The organism is Domibacillus iocasae (assembly GCF_001750285.1).
Taxonomy (GTDB): domain Bacteria; phylum Bacillota; class Bacilli; order Bacillales; family Domibacillaceae; genus Domibacillus; species Domibacillus iocasae.
On record NZ_MAMP01000020.1, the window covers coordinates 173,559 to 196,460 of the forward strand.

At 43.6% G+C, this 22,902-nt stretch carries 32 protein-coding genes; 1 reads left to right on the forward strand and 31 read right to left on the reverse strand.

The window, feature by feature from the left end:
- Positions 1-516: 516 nt before the first annotated feature.
- A complete protein-coding gene (locus tag BA724_RS07765) occupies positions 517-705 on the forward strand; it encodes a hypothetical protein (RefSeq protein ID WP_069938092.1) in 189 nt (62 codons plus the stop codon).
- Positions 706-764: 59 nt separating this feature from the next.
- Here the strand turns inward: BA724_RS07765 and BA724_RS07770 are convergent, their stop codons facing one another.
- The 31 genes from BA724_RS07770 to BA724_RS07910 all read right to left on the reverse strand — a co-directional run bounded on the left by BA724_RS07770 (position 765) and on the right by BA724_RS07910 (position 22,848).
- A complete protein-coding gene (locus BA724_RS07770; RefSeq protein WP_069938093.1) occupies positions 765-1,199 on the reverse strand; it encodes a hypothetical protein in 435 nt (144 codons plus the stop codon).
- An 11-nt stretch (positions 1,200-1,210) separates the two neighbouring features.
- On the reverse strand, positions 1,211-1,597 hold the full coding sequence (locus BA724_RS07775) for a hypothetical protein (RefSeq protein ID WP_069938094.1): 387 nt from the start codon (positions 1,595-1,597) through the stop codon (positions 1,211-1,213).
- A gap of 43 nt (positions 1,598-1,640) precedes the next feature.
- The gene (locus tag BA724_RS07780; protein WP_069938095.1) at positions 1,641-2,573 is read right to left on the reverse strand and encodes a hypothetical protein; all 933 of its coding nucleotides are present in this window, start codon (positions 2,571-2,573) and stop codon (positions 1,641-1,643) included.
- A gap of 228 nt (positions 2,574-2,801) precedes the next feature.
- Positions 2,802-3,659 (reverse strand): N-acetylmuramoyl-L-alanine amidase family protein, encoded by an 858-nt coding sequence (locus BA724_RS07785; protein ID WP_069938096.1) that lies wholly within the window; start codon positions 3,657-3,659, stop codon positions 2,802-2,804.
- Positions 3,656-3,898: a phage holin gene (locus BA724_RS07790; protein ID WP_069938097.1), complete on the reverse strand. Its 243-nt coding sequence runs from the start codon at positions 3,896-3,898 to the stop codon at positions 3,656-3,658. Before BA724_RS07790 ends, BA724_RS07785 begins: the two co-directional genes overlap by 4 nt.
- A gap of 1 nt (position 3,899) precedes the next feature.
- Positions 3,900-4,253, reverse strand: coding sequence for a hypothetical protein (locus tag BA724_RS07795; protein WP_141719897.1), 354 nt, complete (start codon positions 4,251-4,253; stop codon positions 3,900-3,902).
- 159 nt (positions 4,254-4,412) lie between these two features.
- The gene (locus BA724_RS18595) at positions 4,413-4,571 is read right to left on the reverse strand and encodes a hypothetical protein (protein ID WP_169818526.1); all 159 of its coding nucleotides are present in this window, start codon (positions 4,569-4,571) and stop codon (positions 4,413-4,415) included.
- A gap of 20 nt (positions 4,572-4,591) precedes the next feature.
- Positions 4,592-4,852 carry a hypothetical protein gene (locus BA724_RS07800; protein ID WP_069938099.1) on the reverse strand — a complete coding sequence of 87 codons (261 nt, stop codon included), beginning with the start codon at positions 4,850-4,852 and terminating at the stop codon, positions 4,592-4,594.
- A 14-nt stretch (positions 4,853-4,866) separates the two neighbouring features.
- Positions 4,867-6,147 carry an autotransporter outer membrane beta-barrel domain-containing protein gene (locus BA724_RS07805; protein ID WP_069938100.1) on the reverse strand — a complete coding sequence of 427 codons (1,281 nt, stop codon included), beginning with the start codon at positions 6,145-6,147 and terminating at the stop codon, positions 4,867-4,869.
- Positions 6,148-6,159: 12 nt separating this feature from the next.
- Entirely contained in the window at positions 6,160-6,798 is a 639-nt protein-coding gene (locus BA724_RS07810) for a hypothetical protein (protein WP_069938101.1), read from the reverse strand.
- Positions 6,791-7,969 (reverse strand): baseplate J/gp47 family protein, encoded by a 1,179-nt coding sequence (locus BA724_RS07815; protein WP_069938102.1) that lies wholly within the window; start codon positions 7,967-7,969, stop codon positions 6,791-6,793. Before BA724_RS07815 ends, BA724_RS07810 begins: the two co-directional genes overlap by 8 nt.
- The gene (locus BA724_RS07820; RefSeq protein ID WP_069938103.1) at positions 7,959-8,315 is read right to left on the reverse strand and encodes a contractile injection system sheath initiator; all 357 of its coding nucleotides are present in this window, start codon (positions 8,313-8,315) and stop codon (positions 7,959-7,961) included. Before BA724_RS07820 ends, BA724_RS07815 begins: the two co-directional genes overlap by 11 nt.
- The gene (locus BA724_RS07825) at positions 8,312-8,704 is read right to left on the reverse strand and encodes a Gp138 family membrane-puncturing spike protein (RefSeq protein ID WP_069938104.1); all 393 of its coding nucleotides are present in this window, start codon (positions 8,702-8,704) and stop codon (positions 8,312-8,314) included. Before BA724_RS07825 ends, BA724_RS07820 begins: the two co-directional genes overlap by 4 nt.
- Positions 8,701-9,495, reverse strand: a complete 795-nt coding sequence (locus tag BA724_RS07830) for a phage protein (RefSeq protein WP_069938105.1) — start codon at positions 9,493-9,495, stop codon at positions 8,701-8,703. Before BA724_RS07830 ends, BA724_RS07825 begins: the two co-directional genes overlap by 4 nt.
- Positions 9,492-9,806, reverse strand: coding sequence for a phage baseplate plug family protein (locus BA724_RS07835; RefSeq protein ID WP_069938106.1), 315 nt, complete (start codon positions 9,804-9,806; stop codon positions 9,492-9,494). The genes BA724_RS07830 and BA724_RS07835 overlap by 4 nt, the downstream gene beginning before the upstream one ends.
- Positions 9,806-10,396 carry a LysM peptidoglycan-binding domain-containing protein gene (locus BA724_RS07840; protein ID WP_069938107.1) on the reverse strand — a complete coding sequence of 197 codons (591 nt, stop codon included), beginning with the start codon at positions 10,394-10,396 and terminating at the stop codon, positions 9,806-9,808. The genes BA724_RS07835 and BA724_RS07840 overlap by 1 nt, the downstream gene beginning before the upstream one ends.
- Before the next feature lie 7 nt (positions 10,397-10,403).
- Complete coding sequence (locus BA724_RS19015; RefSeq protein WP_069938108.1) at positions 10,404-14,714, reverse strand: VldE C-terminal domain-containing protein; 4,311 nt, start codon at positions 14,712-14,714, stop codon at positions 10,404-10,406.
- Between the two features lie 39 nt (positions 14,715-14,753).
- Positions 14,754-14,876, reverse strand: coding sequence for a hypothetical protein (locus BA724_RS19020; protein WP_281181999.1), 123 nt, complete (start codon positions 14,874-14,876; stop codon positions 14,754-14,756).
- Positions 14,877-14,946: 70 nt separating this feature from the next.
- Positions 14,947-15,204 (reverse strand): hypothetical protein, encoded by a 258-nt coding sequence (locus BA724_RS07850; RefSeq protein ID WP_069938109.1) that lies wholly within the window; start codon positions 15,202-15,204, stop codon positions 14,947-14,949.
- 98 nt (positions 15,205-15,302) lie between these two features.
- Entirely contained in the window at positions 15,303-15,707 is a 405-nt protein-coding gene (locus BA724_RS07855; RefSeq protein WP_069938110.1) for a phage structural protein, read from the reverse strand.
- Between the two features lie 27 nt (positions 15,708-15,734).
- Positions 15,735-16,760 carry a DUF3383 family protein gene (locus BA724_RS07860; RefSeq protein ID WP_069938111.1) on the reverse strand — a complete coding sequence of 342 codons (1,026 nt, stop codon included), beginning with the start codon at positions 16,758-16,760 and terminating at the stop codon, positions 15,735-15,737.
- A gap of 3 nt (positions 16,761-16,763) precedes the next feature.
- Positions 16,764-17,258 carry a phage neck terminator protein gene (locus tag BA724_RS07865; protein WP_069938112.1) on the reverse strand — a complete coding sequence of 165 codons (495 nt, stop codon included), beginning with the start codon at positions 17,256-17,258 and terminating at the stop codon, positions 16,764-16,766.
- On the reverse strand, positions 17,239-17,604 hold the full coding sequence (locus BA724_RS07870; protein WP_069938113.1) for a hypothetical protein: 366 nt from the start codon (positions 17,602-17,604) through the stop codon (positions 17,239-17,241). The genes BA724_RS07865 and BA724_RS07870 overlap by 20 nt, the downstream gene beginning before the upstream one ends.
- Positions 17,597-18,223, reverse strand: a complete 627-nt coding sequence (locus tag BA724_RS07875; RefSeq protein ID WP_069938114.1) for a hypothetical protein — start codon at positions 18,221-18,223, stop codon at positions 17,597-17,599. Before BA724_RS07875 ends, BA724_RS07870 begins: the two co-directional genes overlap by 8 nt.
- A 1-nt stretch (position 18,224) precedes the next feature.
- A complete protein-coding gene (locus BA724_RS07880; protein ID WP_069938115.1) occupies positions 18,225-18,572 on the reverse strand; it encodes a DUF4054 domain-containing protein in 348 nt (115 codons plus the stop codon).
- 6 nt (positions 18,573-18,578) lie between these two features.
- Positions 18,579-18,959 carry a hypothetical protein gene (locus tag BA724_RS07885; protein ID WP_069938116.1) on the reverse strand — a complete coding sequence of 127 codons (381 nt, stop codon included), beginning with the start codon at positions 18,957-18,959 and terminating at the stop codon, positions 18,579-18,581.
- A 14-nt stretch (positions 18,960-18,973) separates the two neighbouring features.
- The gene (locus tag BA724_RS07890) at positions 18,974-19,321 is read right to left on the reverse strand and encodes a hypothetical protein (RefSeq protein WP_069938117.1); all 348 of its coding nucleotides are present in this window, start codon (positions 19,319-19,321) and stop codon (positions 18,974-18,976) included.
- Positions 19,321-20,217, reverse strand: a complete 897-nt coding sequence (locus tag BA724_RS07895) for a DUF2184 domain-containing protein (RefSeq protein ID WP_069938118.1) — start codon at positions 20,215-20,217, stop codon at positions 19,321-19,323. Before BA724_RS07895 ends, BA724_RS07890 begins: the two co-directional genes overlap by 1 nt.
- Positions 20,218-20,240: 23 nt before the next feature.
- On the reverse strand, positions 20,241-20,702 hold the full coding sequence (locus tag BA724_RS07900) for a structural cement protein Gp24 (protein WP_069938119.1): 462 nt from the start codon (positions 20,700-20,702) through the stop codon (positions 20,241-20,243).
- Positions 20,703-20,723: 21 nt separating this feature from the next.
- Entirely contained in the window at positions 20,724-21,812 is a 1,089-nt protein-coding gene (locus BA724_RS07905) for a DUF2213 domain-containing protein (protein WP_083256137.1), read from the reverse strand.
- A gap of 61 nt (positions 21,813-21,873) precedes the next feature.
- A complete protein-coding gene (locus tag BA724_RS07910) occupies positions 21,874-22,848 on the reverse strand; it encodes a HEPN domain-containing protein (protein WP_141719898.1) in 975 nt (324 codons plus the stop codon).
- Positions 22,849-22,902: the final 54 nt, after the last annotated feature.

Here is a 22,902-nt window from a genome sequence, read left to right on the forward strand (position 1 = left end):
AAAAATGCAGGGAATGTGGTCAACTGACCTCTTCCCTGCTTCAAAACCTTATTAAATCAACTCTAACACTGCTACTGCCTCTACATGCACCGTTGCAGGAGTATTTTTCGGTTGTTTTTGATATTTATTTTTTTCTTTTTATAATTTAAATCCCACAGTCTGAAATTTACTTTTCAGGCTGTTTATTTTTGTTCTCTTCTGGTGTCTATGTGATTTTTATGTGGTCATGTGGTCAATATGTGGTCATGTGGTCAGATTTCTGTCGAGGACATTATCACAAAAAGATACGCTCATTTTGAAAATCCCTGATTCCTTTAACAACAAGGTTTCAGGGATTTTTCGTTTTACATGAATGTGATTGAAGGACGTTGATAATTCCCCCAACTCCCCCAAAGCTCCCCCACATGACAAAAATCACGTTTCTTCTATAAACATAAAATTGTAAATTAATTCGATTTATCGCGACTTTACTGAATATAACCTGACCGCTATCTTTTACCTAAAGGAGTTGATTATATGCGAAAAGAAAAAGAGAAGATTGTTATGGTATGCCCATTTTGCGAAGAAGAAATACAGGAGACGGATCATGTGGGAGTAACACAAATAAATAGCGTTGTACATCTGTATTGTGGAGCCTGGCCAAGACCAGGTGAGCGGATTATTAATGAGGGACCTTTCAAGAAGATAGCAAAGAAGTATTTATGACCGCCGGCTGCGCCCGGCCTTTTTCAATGAAAAAAGCTGCTATATAAGCAGCTTTTACATTAGGCAAGTCCAGTGTGTGTCAAAATAAGTTGCTTCCAGGCTCCAAAAGCGGTTATTAATCCAGGAGTTTTAGCGACCGTATCAATTAGGGTTGAAGCTCTTCCAATCATGGTATCAACTATTACTTTATCTGGCTTTTCAGCATTTGCCAGTTGCTCTGTTGATTCAATAACTTGTTTAAGCTCTGCTTTCTTTTCTTCGGAAAATTGTTCTTGCGTAATTGCGCTTAGCAATTGGCTTGTTAAATCTTGTAAAGCCTCGTTATTATTTTGTTGATTCACGGTATTACCTTCTCCAAGTGCAAAAGCTCCCTTATTATCTGGAATGTTAATTCCGCCGTAGTTATGAACTGTCACGTAAAATCCCCCATCTCTCGTTTTTGTTATAGAACCTGACTTTAATGCATTAGCTACCCAGTATAATTCATCATCCATCCTGGGAACAGCTATATCAGCTGTAGGACTCTCGATGGCTTCAGTGCTTTTTTTTTTACGTCATTTTTGTATTTCTCATTAAAGTAAAAAACAAGGTGTGAATTATACTCGTCTGGCACATATGATTCATCGCAAATTCTACATTCTACTTCTTCATCAAGCAAAGGCTCTCCGAACTTAAAATGCTTATCCGGATGATTTTCCGGACAAATCGTTTCGATCTTCACCTGTAAGATACCAAAATCCGGATGAGTTCTATATAATAAATATTCGTTTACTGAATCAACGTCCTTTTCGTTGGATAGGTAGGCAACTTGATATGCGTTGAACCGGTACTCATTTTGATCAGCCAAACTTTCTAAGACCTTTTCAATTTTCCCAGTATCAGTTATTGCCATCGCTACCTACCTCCTTTTTTAAAAATTTTTATTCTCCACTTGCCTATTCTCCACTTGCCTTTTGGTTATATCTTACTTCGACGAAAACATCCATAATCCTTTTTATTATTTTCTCACTTACTTTACTTTTAAATTCAAATCCGCCCCTCATGTTGATCCGAAACTTTACTTTTGTTTCGTATCCATTGTCGATATCTTTGTAATCGACAAGTAAAACCTGAGCAAGGTATTTTTTACCCGAAAATTGCTTTTTGTATTCATCTACTTGCCTCAAGTCATGATCGTCTGGTCCAACAGAGACCGCGTATTTCCCAATACCACCACTACCTAAGTGCTCTGCATCCAGCAAACCGGCTTTCAAAATCTCTGCGATTTTTTCGGCCTCCGGCTCAGTTAACTTTGTGAGTGGTATCCATTCCATTTCGACTGGCTGCTCTTCTTTCGACAGCAGAACCCGAAACAGTTTTAAATATTGTATCGTGGTGTTGAAGCCAGCCCTTACCTCAATAAAATTTGGGCTACCGAACCTAACGATAGTGGTAACGTATCTAGGATCTAGCCTCTCTGCCATAGCGTAACCATTCCACTCTTTTTTCAGGCTTCCAGAAACCCATTGAATAAGCAGAGCATTATCCAACTCCTCAATATAATGGATCTGCGGTTCCTTAAGAATAGGCGGCTTTAAGGGAACACCAACAATTTTTGTTTGGATATTCAACTTACTTTTCAAGTGCTTAATCAATGACGCCTTGTTATTTAATGATTTAGGAAAGTCAATTATTTCAAAAATATTCAGAGAGGTTTGTCCACCAAACTCATACTCCCGGAAAACAGCCTCTGCTAACTTTTGTTTTTTATCGACAAAAGCAAAATACATTTCTTCGATGCTGTTTTTAGGAGCTTCTATTTTTTCTTTATTAATGTGATGTTCCAATCGATCTTTAGGAACAACCTTTTTAAATGACAATGGATTCATACTCAACCTCCTGTAATACAGGAGCCGCCATGCTAATCAATCAGTTAAAGTAGACTATTTTTCTCTTTTTCTGTATAGTATTACTTAGCGAATGAACTTATTGAAAAGCACACAGGCTTCCTGTGTGTTTTTTTTATTTAAGTCTATCTTCTGAACTATTATAGTACAAATTTAGTGTTTTTGTCGAACATTGGAAACAACCCCGGCATAACCGGGGATTTTTTCTGTTTATTCTTTTTGACCTTGAATCAATCCACGCTCAATGGCCACAAAGATCAAGCCAAGGGCATCACTAGTGGTGAGTGTACCTTCATCCAGCTTTTTAACATGACTTGGATCAATACCACCTGGATCTTTGTTGACTAGGCGATTTAATACGGTACGAGTTGAATTTTTAATAGCTGCATTGGATGGTTGATACAATTCAGATGCCAATGTAGGTTCCTCCTTTTTGGGTGCAGTACTTGTTGATGGAACAGCTGCTGATGAAGTACCAGCCGCATTGAATGTGATCCCGTAATGCTTGCACACTGTACGGGCTGTCACAAGGGCACAACGCTGGCGGTAACTGTCCGATTTAAGAAGGGCAAGATCCTCTGTATTCGTCATAAATCCCCACTCAACCAATAAAAATGGCGCATCTGTTTCGCGGCACATGTGCAGATTCGTCCACGTCTTTGGCACAGATGGGAAAAGACCGGTTCCCCACACAGGAAGATCCGGAAACTCTTTTTTATACTCTGAAAGAAGTAATTCTGCCAGGGCTTTCCCTGTCTTGCTAGTATGCCAGTAAAAAATGCCGAACCCACGCACGTCTTTTTTTGCATTGGCATTAGCATGATGAGAAATACCGATAGCGGTTTTATCTTTGTCGTACTGAGCATTATATTGACGAGTCCGCTCATTCAGAGAAACGTCTAATCCCCCGAAAGGCTGCGCTTCATATGTGGAAACTTTACCGGCCAGCAGCCGTTTTACTTCCTGGCCAACCGCTGCATTAAAAGTGTGTTCCGGCAGTCCGGGCACTCCCTTGCTTGGTGGGTAAGTGTTCCGACCGTGCCCAACGTCGTTTAAGAGTTTACTCATCGATCTTTATCCTCCCTCGGTTTTTGATAGTACATTGCCTGCCGGCTGTCCTCAACGCCCGATGTGGTAGGATCGATAATAATCCCGCCCGTAATAAAGACACCAAGAATTAAATCAACAAGCAGTTCATAACGGCCTGAATCATACACGCCGTACTCTCCTAAAATAAATCCGATCAACGCAAAGATCGCCACCCAAAAAGGCAGCGATCGTACACGTACTTTCCAATTAATTTGCATGTCATTGTCCTCCATTCATAAATGCCATAACGCCAACAATAATCCCTGTTAGTCCGCCTGTTCCGAAGATGGTAGACACAATAGCGATGACTACTTTTTCCCGTGTATCCAATCTTTTAAGTTTAATATCTTTTGCTGCTTGTCCTTCAGCTGTCACCTTGTTTAAATAGTGGTCTGCAAATGGACGTAATAATTCACGCGTTTCTTTCCCGTCTTTCATAACAGTCAATTCAAGGCTGGTCTGTGATGATTTAATCGATTCGACTTGTTTCGTGAATTCCATTTGCGCATCCTCTACCTTTTTTAGGCGAGGCAAAATGTCTTCTTTAATTAGTTGCTCGTGCTCTTGTAACATCTCATTCGCCTCCAATGGTCTGCCCCCTCGCTCTTCTGTAAATTTATCTATTTAAATCCATTAAAAAATGCCGCCCGGAGGCGACAAGGTTTTTGAGCATAAAAAATAGACCTGCAGCTGCACGTCTTTCGGTTTTATTTACGACGCATTATGGCCCATTTACGCTGCTTCTTTTGCTTCCAGCTGTGCATCAAGCTCATTATACTGCTCCTGTGTAATGCGGTTATTTAACAAAAACACATCCAGTTTGACCATCATTTCTTCTTTTGTACCGTATGTTCCGTTTTCGATTACTTTTTTGCAGTATGTGTATGTCATGGTTTTTCATTCTCCTTTTCTTATAATCCGAGTTCAATCGATGATAGCCGAAAGTCCAGATCAATCAGGTATTCTGCTGTTTCTGTATTTGAGGTCATCAGTGTGTCTATTTCCTTCGATGGCACGGTAGTATATATAATATCTTGCACCAATTCCAAGTCAGAAAAAATAAGGAAATTGCCCTCAGAAATGTTTCTTTCTTCTACTAGTAAAAGATGAGCATATTCCGCTTTTACCTGTTCACGGTCACTATTGTCTTTATATTCTATGGTATAGATCATTTTATCCCTCCCCTTTATACAACAGCGTTTGATACTAGAGCAGCACTAGCGGATATTCTAAAATTGTTACAATAGCAATAACTACCGGGTACGCTCCACATTCTTAACTCAATCTTTGCATTAGCGGGAACGTCAATATCTTCTGTATAGACAATCGCTGTTGTGCTATTAGGCGTTCGCTGTGTTCCTGCTGCCACGCCATTTACGTAGATTTGATGATTAGCGGAATTATCGTCCCCCCACGCACCAAATGAGATGCGATATATTCCCGGCGCGGCTACATTAATCTGTTTTGCAATCGACGGTGTTGTGGTGTTAAGTGACTTTTGAGCATCATTGGCTTGTAGCAAAACAGTTCCGGCCTGTATTTTGAATGGCACTAATGTTCCAGCAACATTGAATATGTTCTTGCCGCTTAAAATATTAGGTGCGATTAAATCAGCATCACCGGTCACGACTCCTGATCCGTTATGAAAGCCGGCGGCAATCGTCTGATTAGTGGTTCCGGGTGTAATGGTGACGGCTCCCCTGTTTGCCATTGTGCCCGTCAATTTACTCTTGGCATTTGTATTATAAAACGTCTGCCCGGTCAGCACCTGTGCCGCAGTTGCGTTACCAGTGAGTGACAGTGCACCATTAACGATGCCGCCTTCTGTTCCAAGGGTAAACCCGTTTAAAACTTCGGCCGCTGTTGCTGTTCCGTACTCACCCCCTTCACCCTGTAAGATAAAAGCCCCTGCACCGGCATTTGCAGAAGCATTGTAGCGAACAGTGTACACGCCGTTGGCTTTTAAGTTTGTTACATCATTTCCATTTGCTTTTTTGATTGCTTTCGCACCCAACCCATTTACATTAAGTGTTACTGCGCCTGTTGAGTCGGCATTGACCGTGAGTACAATGCCCATGTTGTTTGTGTAAGTCGTTGGCGCTGGATCAAGTGTTATGGCGTATTCATTGCCGGTATTGATTGTTGTAGCAGTGCCTGGATGCTTCACGTAATCGTCCGAATGCGTCGCAGCGTCCTGTTTCAATTCAGCAAGTGCATCCTCAACATTGATTGCTGTAAATTTTTCTCCTGTGTCTTTTATGGATACTTGATCTGCAGCACTGCTGATTTCATCTTTTAAAGCCGCTTTTGTCTGCAGCTCTAACAATGCATGATATGTGTTATACATATACCAGTTAAAATAGGCGTCTGGCGGCTTCATGCCTGCCTTCCATCCTTCGTTTTTCAATGACTGTGGTGGCTCAATACCAGCGGCATTCCATTCTGCAAGTGGTGCTGTTAATGGCATTCTTATCCCTCCTTAAATCGGTAAATCCTGATCGGTTGATGGACTGTACAGAGAGCCAAAATAACCGCCCGTGGTTCCATCGACGTCTGAGAATCCTTTGTTTGGATCGTACTGAATCGCTGTAGTGCCAAACTCAAAGGTACCCGTGAGCTCAATGCTTTCTACACGAATTCCACCGCCTACTGTCTTTTGAACAATACGCCCAAACTGAACGGGATCCATTCCCACTTCGTTCAGCCGAGTGATTGGAACAGAAATAAGAGAAATAGCTGCAGGCTCCGGATTCTCTGGATCTGCCCATTTCTCTTTTATTCTGATATCCTTGTAATCTGCATTCAGTGCCAAAGCTAAGACGCGGATAATCGTGTTAATATCACCTGTTGAAAGGTTTCGGGCTATTTTTGATTTCAATAAAACGCGGTACACTTCATCTGTGGCAACACCACGAGACTGGCGGACATTCTGGCCAATAAAGTCAAGCCCGGCTCCTTCAGCATTATCAATAGACCGCCATTCTCGAATACGCTGATTCGTGTCTTTTAATTCCTGAAGCTGTTCAGAAAACAAAAGCATGAACTTCCCTAAATTGCTATCCGGCCGCTTGTTGAAGAAATCTGCAAAACGATTGACAATAGCAGGTGCATTAAACATTTGCCGTCACCTCAATGAAGTCGCTGTCTGTCTGGGCTACCTGTTGCAGTCCTATGGCAATATTGCTGGAAACATAATTGATTCCATCGGCTGAAAGCTCCAGTTGAACGTCGTCTATCCCTTCCACCTTATAAATTTGCGCAATAATCCTCGAGTAAATGACATCATCGCCCATGCTTAATCCAGCATATAAAGCGCCGCTGATATCTTCGCCGCCTATAAAACGGACAAGGGCAGAACGAACCTGGTCCCCTCCATCTGCCGGGAAAGCGTTGTTTTTTTGAATTGTTACACGTATCCGGATAAGGACTTCTTCAGCTCTAGAAAAACGAACTATGTGTTCATAACCGCTCAAGTCTAAAACAGTTTTCGTAATAGTCCCGAATGGCTCTATTCCACCGGCTTTTGTAGTGAAAACTGTTTCAGCAATTTCCTGATCAATTCCACCAAGAACAAACGCCTGAATGGATTTCGCTGGCTGTCCGTTCACCGTTTCCATTGTATAGTTTTCAATTACCTGTGCTGCACGGACACCGGGAAGCTTTAAAAGATTTGCGCGGACAGAAGGAAGCGTGGCAGAACCAAGACCCTCAACTGAAACAGCGTATCGGTCTTTTGATTCGGTATCGGTTTCTTTCTCGCGGCCGTTTGCAGTTTCTTCCGGATTGGTAACTGAGTCAATATTGGCATCTGGATTTACAATAATAGTCACCTGTCCAACACCAACATTTCCGGTGATGCCAGGTTCAACAGCCCGAATGGTTACGGTGCCGCTTCCATTCGCATCAAGTGTGACGTCCTCTATGGTTTCAAAAAATACATCGGATGGATTCGTCACTTGAAAACCCTGAAGCAGCGTATAGTTGGGTGTTCCGTTTATAAGCAGCGGACCTTCTGCATATCCCTCGCTGTTTCGGGATATCCCGCCATAAGGCAGCAGCCTGTCCAGACTTGCACCGGTTGCACTGTTTATAGAAGCAGAATAATACACATCCTCATTGTCTTCCCATACAAGAGACAGGAACCAAGCCATGATCCGGAGTAAAATGCCGATCACCGACCGGTTTGAAACATTGGTGTTTTCCCCAAACAATTCTTTTGCACGGGTTTGCATTTCTGTTAACAGCTCGTCATACGTTTTTCGTTTATAGCCGTTTTTATCAAGCGCCATTTATCATCACCTCGTCTTCCACCACGCCTTCTGTTGTCTGGACTTTAAACAAGATCATTACTTTTCTGTTTTTTCTGTCCTGCTCAATCTGTACGCCCTGAATCAGCGTGACACGCGGCTCCTGCGCCAGCGCTTCAATAACAGCTGCACGAATCTGCGCGTCCGTCGGTTTTCCGGTAATCGATTTAAAGGACAGCCCCGCTTCTACATCTAAGAACCATTCCCCTTTATTGGTGGCCAAGTTGATATAAAGGGACTGCTTCAGTTCCTGCTCATCTTCACCTAACACGAAATCGCCCTTTTCAAACAGAAGATCGCTGCTGTCATCTAATAAAATGTCTTTCATCGAATCAACCCCGTTATCACTGCATTGTTTGTCTTAAACGCTGTTTCTGGGCCTGGATAGGCACTCTTTCCGTCTAACACATCTGCCATATCCCGCTGAGCAAATGAAACCCAGACCACATCATTTCTCTTTAAATCAGGGGTGCAAACTAGGATTTCTTTGCTGCCATCCGGATAAGACACTTCATAACGTTGAAAGACAACCGGAACCCCTTCAACAGGAGAACGGTCTATCGGATCTCTTCCTTTTTCTTTTGTCTTGAACAGCGGCTGTATCTTTGCTTCACGCAGCTCTTTGTTATAGCTGATTACACGGCAGGGCATGCCAGTGTTTAAATTCGCCAAAAGATTTGCTTGAAGGTTTTCGAAAAATGCGGTTGCCTGGCTCATAAGATCGCATCCATTTCTGTAATAAAATCTGAATTGCTCCAGCGATGCACGCCGTTTCGGACATAAAGACGCCCTTTAAACACTTTAGACTCCACACGTATGATGGAAGCTGTCGTAATTCGCGGCTGTAGCTGGCAGCGTATCTTGTAACCCTTGAATCGCTGTCCATTCAATTCATCCTCAAAATACTCAGGTGAACCAATTAATCCCGTTTCCGGCTTTAAGATGAATTGAACAGGATCGCCAACATGAATAGGCCGGATAACAATCTTTTGTTTGTTGATATAAAAAGAGGCTCCACTGCTTCGGGCGACATCACGAATGATATTCATGATTTCTCCTTCTGCAGTAAAGCCTGTTTTATAGGTTTTGTTGTTCGGCAAATTCAGCACATGCAGATTCAGCTTAAGTAAAGCAGCTAAATCTTTAATAATCTGGTCTGCCTTGATGTTTGCTTTAAAGGTTTTGGAAACAGTCTTTGCATTATCCAAAGGCGTCGAATCCAGCACTGTGATTTTCGTTGCCCGGTCTGCACCGCTTGCGTCTGTGATAACAGTTGAGACATGCCCGTTTAAGATCGTGCCGATATCTCCTTTATAACCGGCTGACAGCACCAGTTTTTTAGTCTGCTTGATCCGGTTAATCGTATCCTTTTTCAAATTGTAAATTGAAATGGTGCTTTCATTCGGCTCCGTATCGTTGTCAAATGGAACCTCAAATTCGTGGGTCAGCATGTCACTGTCAAGAGACAGGGTATCAATCGCTACTTTGCAATAACGGCCAAAATTCATTGATTCATCACCGCCAAAAATACCGTTTTCCCTAAATTTTCATACGTTACTGTACTTTCAAAACCCGCTTCATCCAGCGGCACAATCGTCGGCGCTGGAAAACGCTGATCGTACACATCCTGGAATAGCGGGATGCCGTACACGATTTTCTCTCCGTAAACCAGTGGCTCATCGTTTTTATACAAATCCACTGTGAAGAAATCATGTAAATGGTTGTAACGCACTTCCCATTCAAACAGCTCGGTACCGAGCTCTATCTCAAACCGATAAGGGACATTTTCTTTTTCAATTGGCACGTATTCATATTTCATTAAGCAACCCTCAATTTTGCTTTTATTGGAATCTTCCTGTCAGGGTACTTATTCCAATCACGCAGCTGTTTTACTGTCGATCCGTATTTTTTTGCTAATGCCCAATATGTGTCTCCCTTTTTCACGATATGGTACTTTTCTTTTGTATTGGCATTGGCCGGCTGCTTCTGCCCCGAATTGGTGACGGGCTTTGTTGCGGCAGGCGCAGTTGTTTTTACATAAGAAGGTTTTCCGACCCGTATCTGCTGTAATGTCATTGAAAAATTATAGCCATTCCGGATCTTTGCATCTTTGCTGTATTTAAAATCCTTTATAGCCACGTTTTGAACAATCTTGCTTCCTTCATATTGAAGACGGGTACCGGCTGCTTTCCATGATTCCAACCGGTCAATCAGCACCTGCACCCGCTCAGGTGTCGGCCTTGTCAAAATACCAGTGAGAGAAAGAGTGGTCGCTCCCACTATGACGTGATCGGTCAAATCCATTCCATCTTCGACTGGCTGTGAAGGAAGGTCTCCAGGCACATCCCAATCTTCTGTGATACCATGAATCAGATATCCCTGCAGATTGACTTTACCGTTTAACTCCACTTTCCCCTCACCCCTCTCTATTCATTGGCATTATCCGGTTTAGACCTCCGAAGTATTCGTTCATTTTTTCTGCAAAACCTTCTGCAGCTGCATAGCCATCTTCTTTTGTAGCTTTACCCTGGACAATAACTTCGACTTTATTAATGTAAATATTGCCGCCTGTTGGTGAGCCTGTACTAGTACCGGATGAATCGTAGCTGCCGGCCATGGCCATGCTGTCACGATTGCTCGTGATTTTCGTCCCGCCAGGGAACTGAGCAATTTCAGGCCCGTTCTCTCCTACCCATACCGGATTACGAGAAGCAATGCGTCCACCTCTGTAATATTTCCGGGCCCCTGTCGGACCCCACCCTCTTCGGCCGTAAGGAAGGTCTTTTCTCCAGTTTGTATTGTTAAAAAACGCCATCAACTGGTCGAAGCCGGACAAAATATTCGTGTGTCCTGGCATCATATATTTTTTGAATGTTTGCGGGATGTACTGAAGCAATCCCCTCGCTGGATTTCCATTTCTCATATTAATGTCATTGACACGAGAGTCTTGGAAGATCGTTTGGTTTCCTTTGGATTCCCTGTGGATTTGCGCAATGATTCCATCGACTTGAGCCGATGTTACAGGCTCCTTCATTTGACCAGCTGCCTTAAGGATTGCGGATCTCCATGCTGCAGCGCCACCCTTAATATTAGCAATAGCCCCGCCACCAGTACTTACAGCTTTAAAGTCAGCATGTACGTGGTCCGTATGTGGATTTACCCCATCATAATTTCGCCAAGGTTTCCCCTGGCCAGGACCGGCAATCTTATGGTTGTAGATGACATACTGAAGATTGGTGGCAGTTGTTCTTAAATACTCTGCAATCTTGCTCATCGTTTCATGAGAGCCGCCAATGTCAAAGGCACGACCATATGAATGCATGGATTTACTGCTTCCGCCACGCACATTTCGGTTGTTGAATCCACCCATAAAATTCGTTTTTCCGAAACGGTCTTTAACCTGGTTGTACCAGTACTCAACGTAGCGCATCATGCCGCCCTTACCAGCACCAGCACCGATTTTATGAGGGTCTTTTTCCATTCCCCCTGTAAAACCGCCGCCGAAATCCATGAGGGAGCCAATCTTGCTTTTTACATACTCAATAGCGCCATCCTTCACTTTAGAAACGGCACCAGAAGCAACCTGGCCAAAAGCACCTGATACGTTAGGAACCTTTAGATTGAAGGTATCGAATACTTTGTTCATGAGCATGCCTGGATCAGAAGCATAATCCCAAACATCAAAGGCAAAATCTTTCGCTTTGGTAGCTGCTGTAGCGACTTTGTCTCTTATAGCGTTGCCTGCTCCAGCCATGAAGTCTCCGACAGTCGTGTTCCCTTGATTGTATGCCGGCATGCCGCCCAGTACTTTGCGGGTATTAGTGGCGGATAGTACCTGTGTCCCTTTTGGAAGGTTCATGATCGTATTGGTAGCTGGGCTTAATCCGACTTTCCCTTGCGGTGTTCGGTAAAGCTCTGGACCCGCATTGGTTCCGCGTCCATCTCCCAAAAGAGCCGGGCCGCCTGGGTGTCCTTTTGTTCCTTGGGCATATCGAGGAATATCAAACTTTGGAATTTGATATTTTTTATCAACGCCTAATTTGCTTAATACCTTGTTGATCCCGTCCTGCGTAATTTTGTTAAGGACTGACTCCAAGCCGGCAGCAAGCGTATTAGCCAGCGCCTTCACGCCACTCATTGCGCCTTTCGCCATTGCCTTTATGCCATCACCAATTCTTTTCGGCAAGTTTTTCGCAGCGTTTACGATGTCAGTGAAGCGGTTCATGACAGTTGTTTTCAGGCTAGTTGCGATTTCTACAGCTCGGTTTTTCATGGTTGTGAAACCCGTCCGAACACCGGTTACTATATTGCTAACGGTGCCGCGTATTGCTCCCCACATGGCTTTAAAAATACTGTCACCATAGGCCCGCAAAATCGTAAATAGTTTACGCGTGTTATTCACCATGTTCATGAACCGTGTCGCAATTCCTGATGTCATGCTACTGACAATATTATTCGAGAAGTTCCGGAGCCAGTTGAAGCCATTCACGAAGAAATTACGTACATTCGTTACGCCTGAAGTAAAAATACTCTTGATGCCCGTCCACATAGTCGTGAATCCAGAACGGAAAGCCATGATAAACGTTTTTCCTGCACCGAGAAGTTTTCCGTAGAATGTCAGCTGAACGAAATTCCAAATAAACTGAACCGCGCCTGAGAAGATCTGTTTGACCGCTTCCCACATACCGCCGAAATCGCCAGTAAATATGGAGGAGAATAATTTCACGACGCCTAAAATAACCTTCAAGCCGCCATCGATAACACCTTTAATATTGTTCCAAACAGATTTGATCAAGAACAATACAGCTGGCCACACAAATTTCATGACGGACCACACCGCTCCAAGAACGGTTTTGATCACAGCGCCAATAGGCGTCCAGATATTTTTAACAGCTTGAAATATCTGCTGCCCATTTTCATCCCAAAATTGACGTAACTGAGTAAGCTTCTGCTGACCAAACGAAACGATGGCTTCAAATGCCTGTAAAATATATGGTTTTAAAAATCCATACACAGAAATAGCAGACTGCTTTATGGATTCCCAGCCACTTATTACGGCCGTTCTGAATGTTTCTGATCGGGTCCACAACAAATAAAGAGCAGCACCCAGGGCAATGACACCACCAGCAACCAACATAGCCGTTCCCCCAACACTGGCTAAACCAATAGCAAATGGTTTAATAGCCATCCAAGCAGCAGCAAAGGCTACCTTCATACCTGCAATATAACCAATCCCTATTGCCATAGGAGTAAGAATCAAAACCATAGTAGTTGCTAAGAATGCAAACATTCCAGCAATCTTAGTGATCCACGGGCTAATGTCATTCAGCTTTTGAACAAACTCGCCTACTTTCGTACCTGCTTTGACCACATATGAAGCCATTTGCCCCCAAAATTCCACAAAGGGAGCTAAAGCAGATGCCCAAACATTCTTGAACTCATAAACGGCAACGCCCAGTGGCTTGAGTGAATCTTTCAATCCCTGTACTTTAGCAACTGTTTCTTGACGAAGTTTTTCTAATTCGGTCGTAGCGGCGGTTCGGGCAAGCTGGTGCTTTTCTTTCCACATGGCGACGTACTCATTTAAGCCTTTGTCGCTCATTTGAGTAAGTGCAGCGATCTCACCGGCTGCTGAAGGACCCATTTTGCGAAGCTCCGCTATAAATCCTTGATCTACTCCCTTTTGAGCTAGAGTTGAAAGGTTAGTCTGCCAGCCTTGCATAATTTTGATCTGCTGTTGCAGGTTTAAATACAACTGGCGCGGGTTTGTCGCCTGCATCTGCACCTGCTCAAATAAGCCGAATGTATTCGCGATTTCCTGCGTGCGTTGATCTACTGCCTGTCTATAGTCCGCCCATGCTTGTGCCTGAGCTTGAAGGTTTTTCTCTACGTCAGGTCCCATTGCCGTTCTGGCCACAATGGCAGTAAACCCAATCCATGCGGCGCCCATGACCATGAGCAGCATCTGTTGACGCATAATTCCGGTATTAATCAAGTTGATCCGGTCCTGCAGCTCTTTCATCGATGCATTCGGACCAAGCTGCTTTAATGCAATGACGACAGGATTTCCTTGCTTCGCTAGGCGCTCCATGCCATCTGTGACAGCCAGTAATGGCTTATTGACCCTGTACAAAGCGTTGTTCGTATCATCATAAACCTTGGTGATTTTCGATGATGTGGTGCTCAGGTTCATCACGGTGGCAGCCTGCTGAATGTAACTTTGGCGAAGCGAGACATTGCTGTTAATCATTTGCTCGCTAATCTTTTTATGCTCTTTGCCCAGCTTGTTCACTTCGCTCATGAAGTCATTTGTTGTGCCCTTGTAGTGGCCCATCTGATTGCTGAGCTTCCACATGTCGCCTTCAACACCCATCAACTGCTGACGGTATTTCCGCATATCATTGTGATTACGGATAAGCGATTTTTTCATTTCATCGCTCATATCCCGCCAGTTATCAGCCAACTGCGTGGCGCTGGAACCCATTGTTTTGGCCAAGTTTCGGATTAATGCACTTTGCCGATCAGCCTGCTTTACAAATGCCTGTGATTCATCGATCATTTCCCTATGTGTGTTGCGGAAACTCTGTCCCATACCAGCAACAGAACGGTTCACACCCATTGCATTCCGGCGTGTATTGTTCATTTCACGGTTGATCCGTATGATCGGGTTGCTGTCAGCGTTTACGGCAATACCAACGGCCATATCGCGCGCGTTTTCAGAAGCCATTCATTCCCCTCCTTTCCGCTGTAATTAATTAAAAAACGGCTACTTTTGATTCTTAGCAGCCGATTCGTCTGCTTCTTTTTGCAAATCCATTGCGACACTAAATTCCTGTAGCTGTTTTGGACTCATGCTGCTTGCTTCTGTATAGGACAAGACCTTGTTCACAATTGGTTTATAAAACCACCATTTATCTTTTATATGAACCCGGGCCATGACCTGATCTATTGGATTATTTTCATGTTCGAAGAAAGGTAAACGCCTCTTCGAACACCTCGTCAAAGCCGTCATGCTCATCGAAATAATCGAAAGACACTTTTGGTTCAATGATTACATGCTTAAACAGTTCTTCAGCCATTTTTTTCGAAGAGAATCCTCCTGTTTTTGTTACTGCACGGTCTTGAATATCAAGTGCTGCCTCAGTACCAGGATGCTGGAATGTGTATTTTACGCCTTCGATTGTTACTTCTTTTTTCGTTCCTAATTTTTTCGCCATTTTATGGACCTCCGATTTGTATTTGAATAATAAAAGAGCGGCCTGTTTAGACCGCTTCTTCGATACATTAAGCTGTACGACCTTGCCGCGCCCCATGATTAATCCTCGATTTTGTAATCAAAGACAACCACGGAGTATTCACGGTTTTCCGATGTTTTTGCATAAGACCGGTTAGCTGGACGCTGGATGCGGGCTGTTGTACCACCGGATTTTTCACGCGGCTCATTATTGTTCATCACGTACACAGAAACAAACTCGTTGTTCATGGCATATGCGTCCATTACTCTCACATATGGGCTTGTTGCCTGCAAAATAATTGTTGCTGTGTGCACGTTGTTATTTGTTTCTGAAATGACCACGTCCTCAGGATAAAAACCGACTGAATACTCAAAGCCGTCTTCAGCGGCTTCAAATCCAATTGGTGTGTCTTCTGCCAGGCCGGTGATCTGCAAGTCATTAACAAGCAGGATCACTTTACTGGAATCATATGCTTTTATTGCCATGTGTGCCTTCCTCCTTTAATAAATGGGTTATTGTGATACGGTGCCGCTGATCGCTGCCTCATGGATAGCGCCGGCTAATTCAAAGTTAAAGTTTCCGCCTGTATATTTCCGGGATGCCCGTTCCTCTGGAGTTGTTTCTGAACGCAGACGGAAAGATGTTGAGTAAATGCCTGCGCCGGTTTCATCGTCTGCAATAATACCCTGACGGAACCCAATTTTTAAGACGCTCAAAACGGCCGATTCAAGCTGTGAAATGCCCCCGTCTGTATAGGCAACCTTTGGTTTATTGTTAAAGACCTTTTGCACACGCTGCTCAATATTAGCCGTTACCCAGTCAAGGCCATGCATGACGTCGATATACTCTCCAGACATAACCTTTCCTTCAGAAGTAACGTTATCACCGGCTTTTGTGAGATAGGCGTAACCATTTGCATCTTCAATCGCCGCGAGTTCATCCGCTGTCAGAACCTGCGGTGTGATGCCGTTGAGTGATTTTCCTTTCCATGTGATTGAACCGACTTCTTTATTGCCGTTCTCCCCAACATTTGCCGCATCCAATGCTTCAGTAATAGGATGAACGCCTACAAAAGTGCGTTCATAACCCTTGGCTAAAACGGTAGCCAAATCAGCAGCAGCTGCTACCTGGCCGGAATACATCTTCGGATAACCGCTTGCTTTTGAAGCTTCAATGGCATCCGCCACTGCCACAATATCCGCCGGCGTATTGCTTGTTGTGATTAAAAAATACCAGTCGAGATACAGCGAAGCAGCTACTAGTTCAGCAGCTGTTTTTGATACTGTGGCATCCGTAGAAGCAGAATCATAGCCTGCAACAGCGAAGCGGGCCGGACGGTTATCCTGGTCAAGTAGCGCCTGTGCTTTTTTATATACATCTGTTCCTTTAGCAAAGTCGGCTTCCAGCGACTCTAAGGTTAAATATTCTTTATACGCAAAACCGTCTGTATTCTGTCCGATGATTAATGGCTTTCCAAAACCAGCAAGCCCGATCGGTTTATCCAGCGCAATATTTACGCTTACGTCTCTAATTGGCATGTTTTACCCTCCTGTATTTGTGATTTCTACAGATTCAATGAACGTATCAAGTGCCTTTAATTCTTCAAAAGCGGCTCTCAGCTGCACATCAAATCCGTATTTGTATTCATAGTGATCTATTAAATGAGTGGTGCGGTTTTCAATGTTAAACACGTTAACGACTGCAAAGTTTTGTTCCGAGACAGCTTCTTGTCCATAAAAAAGAAACCATCGGTGTACCTGAAAGGCATAATTCATAGCCGCCTCCTGGTCATCCGCAAAGGCGTTGAACGACACTGTAAAAAGATGCTGTCCTTGAAAGCGGTCATACTGGATGCCGCCCTCCTCATAAGGACTGCTAAACCCAGCATTTCGTTCTTTTATATAAGGGGAAGTGATTTTATAAACGACGTATGGAAAGGGGGGCTGTACAGCACCCTCCTGATCCGCTTTAACGAATGTAACGCCCGTATGCTTTTCGAGTAGAGCAATAAGGTTTTTAAACGCTGTTGTCAGCATTGCCAGCCCACCTTGCCACATAAATAAAGACATCCGCGTAATCACTGTAGTCCTTGAACTGCTGGACCGTGTAACGGATGCCTTTGTATTCAATTTCCTGCCCCTGCTCAAGCGGATCGATCGTATAAAGCTTTCGATCTTTTGTTGAGTAGGTACCTGCTTCTGAATAACGGAGATCGTCATCGGAAAACAGCAAAATGACGCCAAATGACGGAACAGGAATAGACTCCGGTTCTACCCAGTCACCTGCCACATAGCGTCCTTTTTCTCCTACCGGCTTTTGAAAAGCCGTGAATGGCTTCCCATTTTCCTGTACCATTGGAGCAAAAATCATTTTTTCAGGCATTTCGTTTCACCACTTTCCACGTCACACGCTGACGAAGGCCACCAGAATCAATAAGCGGACTGCTTGACCCTTTTGCGCTTGTTGTGGCCGTCGAATTATTAGGCGAACCGAAATTCGCCATTTTCGCTTGAATATCCGCCGCTGCTAATGAACCCAAGCGGTTGTACATGTCTTTGACTGAAAGCTTCCCTGCCAAAACCAAGTTCATCTGCTGTTGCAAGAATTGATACCAAGTTTCCTCTTTCTCATCGAAAGTCGAACGGACAAAAGAACGCTCTGGGATCGTTACAGATTTCATCAGCACAAAAAGAACTTCAAAATCATCCTTCCCCTTTGGAATTGCCAACACATTTGTGCCACGCGGTTTAAAAAGGTCTGGAAAATCAGAAGCTCTTTTCCCATGCGCTTTCGGATTAACTGGAATCGTCAGCGCTTTTGTTTTTTTCGGCTTAATCGTAAGGCCGTACTCATGAACATTCGCAATCATGGCATAAAATGAATTATCAGCAGCAAAAATTCCAACTTCGACCGCATAATTATTGAGGTCATCAAAAATTTGCTCAATGACATCCAACTGATTTTCGTCAGTAACCGTTACTTCAAAGTCTTTTCCAGCCATGTTAAAGCACCATCAGATTGAGCCCGACCTTTTTAGGAGAGAGACCCAAATCGTCTAACATTCGCTGATATTCCGCGCCATATACCGTTGAAGCCAAACCTTTTGCTCCGTCATTGTCAGCATACACTTTTTCAAGCCCTTCCAGTTTCTCTTTAAGGACTGTCTTCTTTTCTACGGACGCAAAGTGAATCGTCAGGTACCGGACTAGCTTTTCCTTGTATTCTTCCGGCGCTTTTAGCTTGGAGACTTCGAGTGCGGCATCTTCCATTAACAAAGCAAGTGTGCCATCTGGAACAGCTGCCAAATGAGAAGCGGTTGCCCTAATGCGTTCAATTGTTGTCTCTGCCATGTTTCATCACTCCTGTTCTTCAGCTGCAGGTGCTTCCTCGATAACAGGGTTGCTCAATACTTCTACACGGGCATCGATCGCTTCAAGAACGGTCTTGCGGCCGTCGCCTTCTGTTTCTTCTTTTCTAAACTGCTCCAGCAGCGCCAAATCAGACGTGCTCTTTACCAGTTCAATTGCTTGTTTAGCATTTAAGCTAGTAAAAGCAGAAGAAGAAGAATCCTCTTCATTTTCTTTTACAACTTCAATATCATTCGTTAAATGCTGCAGGCGCGGATCTTCATACACTTTCGTGAATTTTGTCGCATCTTTTTCAGACAGAACATTCGCACCCGGTTCCAAATACACGCCGATATGACGAGCGTGTTCGCCTTTATTGTTTACGATCATCAGTGATTCCCTCCTTATTCATCGCCGTCCGGCGTGCCATTTGGATTGCCTTCACCTTGAAGTTCAGCCAGTTGCGCATCGATGGCTTCTAAAACCGTTGTGCGGTCCTCTGCCGCTCTCCACTCTGTTAACAGCGACACATCAAACGTGTCCTTCACCAGTGCAATGGCTTTATCTGCTTTCAAATCTTTCGTTGTCTGTGCCTGGCCCATCGCTTCGATTTCTCCTGCACTAATCAGCTTTTTCATTAGAGGATGACCGCTGAATTTCTTCCATGCAGCATCCTCAATTTGGTTGGCACCTGGAATGACCATGACACCTGCAGCATGACGAACGTGTTTGCCTTTGTTTTGTACTAACATCAGATACCGTCTCCTCTCACGATTGCCATAGGGTAGCGGACAACAGCGCCACCTAAACGCTCCTCAAACGGCACTTTGTAGTTTGGAAACTTGTATTCTGTCGGATGGCGGTAAATATCCATCGTGATTAAGATTTGAATAACAGAAGGTGAATTGTCGAGAACCAAGAAGCAATCTGTGCCGCCGACCCCTTGCCCTTCAAGATCCGACGTAGCGACAATATTTGAGAACCAGTTTTGACTGCGGATAAACTCCAATACTGTTTTATCTGTATTAGCGTTGTACTCCATTTCCAATGCTTCCATGCCAGCAGGCGTTAAAACGAGCGTATTGGCATTATGGCCTGGCAGACGATTTACCAATGAACGTGCTTTTCGGAGATCCGCGACAATTTCTTTCCCCGTCTTTTCAGCCCATTCCGTTTGTGCGCTCGCTCCAGCATCCACAGCAACCGTTTGAATTCCTTCTGCATTTAGAACACCAGGCATATCGTATTTTGCATCCCCATGCCAAATGAGGCGGTTTTCTTTTTCTGCCATCGCGCGGCGAGCAATCTCAGCTTTTGCAGAATCAACAGGGATGCCTGCCATCTGCGCTTGGCGCAGCTCCTGAATGCTGTAGCGAATGGCATTAGCAATGGAATAAATATCAACCTTGTGGCGGCGCTTATCAGCGTCAACCAACGGTACATCGTCCGCCCCTGGTGCTAAGATTTTTGCAGATCCTGAACGGGTAATGACATCATATCCATATACTTCTGCAGCGGCTGGAACGTCACTTTTCACGCTGAACAATGTCCGGCCAATCAGTTCCTCTTTTTTCGGTTCATATACAACATTATCGATTGCTTCAAGGTCTTGCGGACGGATCAACATATCTTCTCTAAATCCTGTCATATTCTATCTTCCTCCCTTTTCTCTTATGGCTGGTTAATTTCAATCTGGACTAATGCGCCGACTGCTGCAGATGTTTTAAAAGCACCAGTCGGAACAGGAATTGTTCCAGCTGTTGCAGTATCAGAAGCATAAAAACGACCATCTGCCGGGTTAACATTGACTAATTCGCCTGTCAGGACATCTTCGCCTGCAGTAACCCAAATAACACCTTTGCGTACGACAGCAACTGGCTTATATTGCTTGTAATGCTGATCATCCGCGTTATTAATCCAATCATGAATGTCCTGCGCCAGGGCGATACCGTACGGCTTGCCGCCAGCCTTTACGTTTACTACTCCCTCACCATCTGCACCCAGCTGAACGGCTGCACCAAAAGGAATCACTTCTTCAGCGGCTTTTGTATCTGCGCTGTAATCCTGGTAATTGGCAAGTGCCCCTGCCCGTTGCGCTTCCGGCATGTACTTTCCGTATTCTGTAATAGGCATAATCAGTGCCCTCCTTTATTTTTATTGATTCATTTTTAAGCGTTGGTTTTTCTTCTCTTGAAGCTGGCCAGAAGAAGCACCATCACCTGAGAAAAGATGATTTGAACCAGTAGAAGAAAAGCCTTGCTGCTGCACGTGGCCCACTGTCGCATCATAAAAAGCATTTACGTAATCATCTGAAAGACCGTCGCCTTTAAAATCCGGCTTCGCTTTCAAAATGACTGCTTCCTTGATCTCGCGTTCTGATTTACCTTTAAAGTCAAATGAATCTTCTAGTAGCGGCTTTGCACCAGCAATTAGTGCCACTCGCGCCTCCACCTTCTGATCTAATTCATCCGCAGACATTTGATTTTCCTTCGCGTCTTTCGCTTCTTTTTGCGCCGCTTCTAACGCAACTGCCTGTGCATCGAAGCGACCTTTCAGACTGTCATATTCCTTTACTTTTGAATCAGCTACAAGAAGCTTCGCATCCTGCGCATCCATATAGGCTTTTACAGTCGGATCCACTTCATAATCTTTTCCGTCAATTTTGTATACTGGCATGTTTGGTTTCCCTCCACTTTCATTATCAATTTGCCATGCATCAGAATCAGCGCGGATCGCCACTTTCGGGCCCGCTCGTCCTCTGTCCACGATGGCGACATGGTTAATATCAATATTTTTCTGCACATAGCCGTATTCATCACCTTGGTATGTGCCGCGCTGTTCCACAATATCGCTTAAAAACCCGATACTGATTTCACTTTGTTCACCGCTAAAGATACGGTCCATTAAAGCAGCATCCGTGACTGTCATAGAAACAACCAGCATGCCACCTTCTACACGGCTGTCTGTATGTGTCATTCCTTTTGAATAACGGCTGATATTATCGACTGTTACTTCTTCATTTGGATGTCCGTCCGTTACTGGCTTTGCCCGTGCTGAATAGATGGCTAAATCACTGAACACATCGTCTGGAAGCTTTGCTTCATACTGAACCGTTCCATCCTGCCTTTGATACGGAAAAACGCCAGGGCGGGTAATAGGAGCGGTCACAGTTAAAAAACCGAATGAATCCTTTTTCAGCATGGAATCCCTAATCAGCATCTTGTCATATCGCTGTACTCTCACAATGTTCTCACCTCCTTTTAAGCAATAAAAAAAGACTATCTTAGTGATAGCCTTCTTCTCTTTATAAATTTTTCAAATCCGATACTAGTTCCGGTTCTTCTAAAGAAATAATTATTAAATTTTTCAATAAAACATACAGAAATTCAGTTGCCTTCTCTTTACTTTCTATGGATTGAAGGGTGCTTTCAAAATTAGCAAAGTCCCCATGAGCAATAGTGCTTCTGTAATTATATAGCTTACCTATAGTTTTTTCGAAATTAGCGGGATTATTAAAGTACTCTTTTAGGACCAAGGGCTTCTTAAATCTTTTATTTAGGAGAAGCAACTTCTTAGACAACTGATGGGTAATTCCTTTATCCCCATCTCCTGATGGATTGTGAGCTAACAAGGATTCAATTATTGAGAATATACCCACATAAAAAAACGGGGTTTTTTTAGAAATCATTTTTAATGTCCCAAAATCCACCAATGCTTTTTGTATATAAGGGTATTTCTCAGCATCTGCTCGGAAATTTCTGACTAGAGTATAAAGTGTTTTTATATCTTCAGCATCAACTTCTGATATCTCTATTATATTGTAATCATCAGCATCGTTATCTAAAAAATTAAAATAGATGTTAGGTTGATTTATAATTCCAGTTGCAGAGCCTATACGGCGTATCGACATAATAGTATGCTGATTAAGTGGATCTTTGAAATAATCATCTATAGATACAAATTCATCCTTATCAAAAGTGTACAGCAATTCAAAAAGTTTGTTTAAACCGTTTTTCCACAATGTTATTGCTAGCACAAAGTCACTACTCACAAATGATTTATTCACTTCTATTACCCAATAATTCCAATCTTTTTCATCTATTTCTTCAAACTTATAGCCATTATCGATGGGTTTGGAAATTGATTCATGCCTGTGCCTCAATCCGTCTGAGTTACCTAGAGAATCCATCCCCTCTTTTATATCCTTAATCTCTTCACTTGTAGCTTTTCTAAGATGATGCCCTTCTATCAATTCAATTTTTTCCTTACTATCTTTCAACCGAATTATATCTCCTAGAAACAAAAGACCGCTCAAACCCTTACACCTCTTTAT

What these genes read in the sequence shown, in the direction of transcription:
- BA724_RS07765 (WP_069938092.1), top strand. Translation starts at nt 517, where the DNA reads ATGCGAAAAGAAAAAGAGAAGATTGTTATGGTATGCCCATTTTGCGAA.
- BA724_RS07770 (WP_069938093.1), bottom strand. Translation starts at nt 1,199, where the DNA reads ATGGATGATGAATTATACTGGGTAGCTAATGCATTAAAGTCAGGTTCT.
- BA724_RS07775 (WP_069938094.1), bottom strand. Translation starts at nt 1,597, where the DNA reads ATGGCAATAACTGATACTGGGAAAATTGAAAAGGTCTTAGAAAGTTTG.
- BA724_RS07780 (WP_069938095.1), bottom strand. Translation starts at nt 2,573, where the DNA reads ATGAATCCATTGTCATTTAAAAAGGTTGTTCCTAAAGATCGATTGGAA.
- BA724_RS07785 (WP_069938096.1), bottom strand. Translation starts at nt 3,659, where the DNA reads ATGAGTAAACTCTTAAACGACGTTGGGCACGGTCGGAACACTTACCCA.
- BA724_RS07790 (WP_069938097.1), bottom strand. Translation starts at nt 3,898, where the DNA reads ATGCAAATTAATTGGAAAGTACGTGTACGATCGCTGCCTTTTTGGGTG.
- BA724_RS07795 (WP_141719897.1), bottom strand. Translation starts at nt 4,253, where the DNA reads ATGTTACAAGAGCACGAGCAACTAATTAAAGAAGACATTTTGCCTCGC.
- BA724_RS18595 (WP_169818526.1), bottom strand. Translation starts at nt 4,571, where the DNA reads ATGACATACACATACTGCAAAAAAGTAATCGAAAACGGAACATACGGT.
- BA724_RS07800 (WP_069938099.1), bottom strand. Translation starts at nt 4,852, where the DNA reads ATGATCTATACCATAGAATATAAAGACAATAGTGACCGTGAACAGGTA.
- BA724_RS07805 (WP_069938100.1), bottom strand. Translation starts at nt 6,147, where the DNA reads ATGCCATTAACAGCACCACTTGCAGAATGGAATGCCGCTGGTATTGAG.
- BA724_RS07810 (WP_069938101.1), bottom strand. Translation starts at nt 6,798, where the DNA reads ATGTTTAATGCACCTGCTATTGTCAATCGTTTTGCAGATTTCTTCAAC.
- BA724_RS07815 (WP_069938102.1), bottom strand. Translation starts at nt 7,969, where the DNA reads ATGGCGCTTGATAAAAACGGCTATAAACGAAAAACGTATGACGAGCTG.
- BA724_RS07820 (WP_069938103.1), bottom strand. Translation starts at nt 8,315, where the DNA reads ATGAAAGACATTTTATTAGATGACAGCAGCGATCTTCTGTTTGAAAAG.
- BA724_RS07825 (WP_069938104.1), bottom strand. Translation starts at nt 8,704, where the DNA reads ATGAGCCAGGCAACCGCATTTTTCGAAAACCTTCAAGCAAATCTTTTG.
- BA724_RS07830 (WP_069938105.1), bottom strand. Translation starts at nt 9,495, where the DNA reads ATGAATTTTGGCCGTTATTGCAAAGTAGCGATTGATACCCTGTCTCTT.
- BA724_RS07835 (WP_069938106.1), bottom strand. Translation starts at nt 9,806, where the DNA reads ATGAAATATGAATACGTGCCAATTGAAAAAGAAAATGTCCCTTATCGG.
- BA724_RS19015 (WP_069938108.1), bottom strand. Translation starts at nt 14,714, where the DNA reads ATGGCTTCTGAAAACGCGCGCGATATGGCCGTTGGTATTGCCGTAAAC.
- BA724_RS07850 (WP_069938109.1), bottom strand. Translation starts at nt 15,204, where the DNA reads ATGGCGAAAAAATTAGGAACGAAAAAAGAAGTAACAATCGAAGGCGTA.
- BA724_RS07855 (WP_069938110.1), bottom strand. Translation starts at nt 15,707, where the DNA reads ATGGCAATAAAAGCATATGATTCCAGTAAAGTGATCCTGCTTGTTAAT.
- BA724_RS07860 (WP_069938111.1), bottom strand. Translation starts at nt 16,760, where the DNA reads ATGCCAATTAGAGACGTAAGCGTAAATATTGCGCTGGATAAACCGATC.
- BA724_RS07865 (WP_069938112.1), bottom strand. Translation starts at nt 17,258, where the DNA reads ATGCTGACAACAGCGTTTAAAAACCTTATTGCTCTACTCGAAAAGCAT.
- BA724_RS07870 (WP_069938113.1), bottom strand. Translation starts at nt 17,604, where the DNA reads ATGCCTGAAAAAATGATTTTTGCTCCAATGGTACAGGAAAATGGGAAG.
- BA724_RS07875 (WP_069938114.1), bottom strand. Translation starts at nt 18,223, where the DNA reads ATGGCTGGAAAAGACTTTGAAGTAACGGTTACTGACGAAAATCAGTTG.
- BA724_RS07880 (WP_069938115.1), bottom strand. Translation starts at nt 18,572, where the DNA reads ATGGCAGAGACAACAATTGAACGCATTAGGGCAACCGCTTCTCATTTG.
- BA724_RS07885 (WP_069938116.1), bottom strand. Translation starts at nt 18,959, where the DNA reads ATGATCGTAAACAATAAAGGCGAACACGCTCGTCATATCGGCGTGTAT.
- BA724_RS07890 (WP_069938117.1), bottom strand. Translation starts at nt 19,321, where the DNA reads ATGTTAGTACAAAACAAAGGCAAACACGTTCGTCATGCTGCAGGTGTC.
- BA724_RS07895 (WP_069938118.1), bottom strand. Translation starts at nt 20,217, where the DNA reads ATGACAGGATTTAGAGAAGATATGTTGATCCGTCCGCAAGACCTTGAA.
- BA724_RS07900 (WP_069938119.1), bottom strand. Translation starts at nt 20,702, where the DNA reads ATGCCTATTACAGAATACGGAAAGTACATGCCGGAAGCGCAACGGGCA.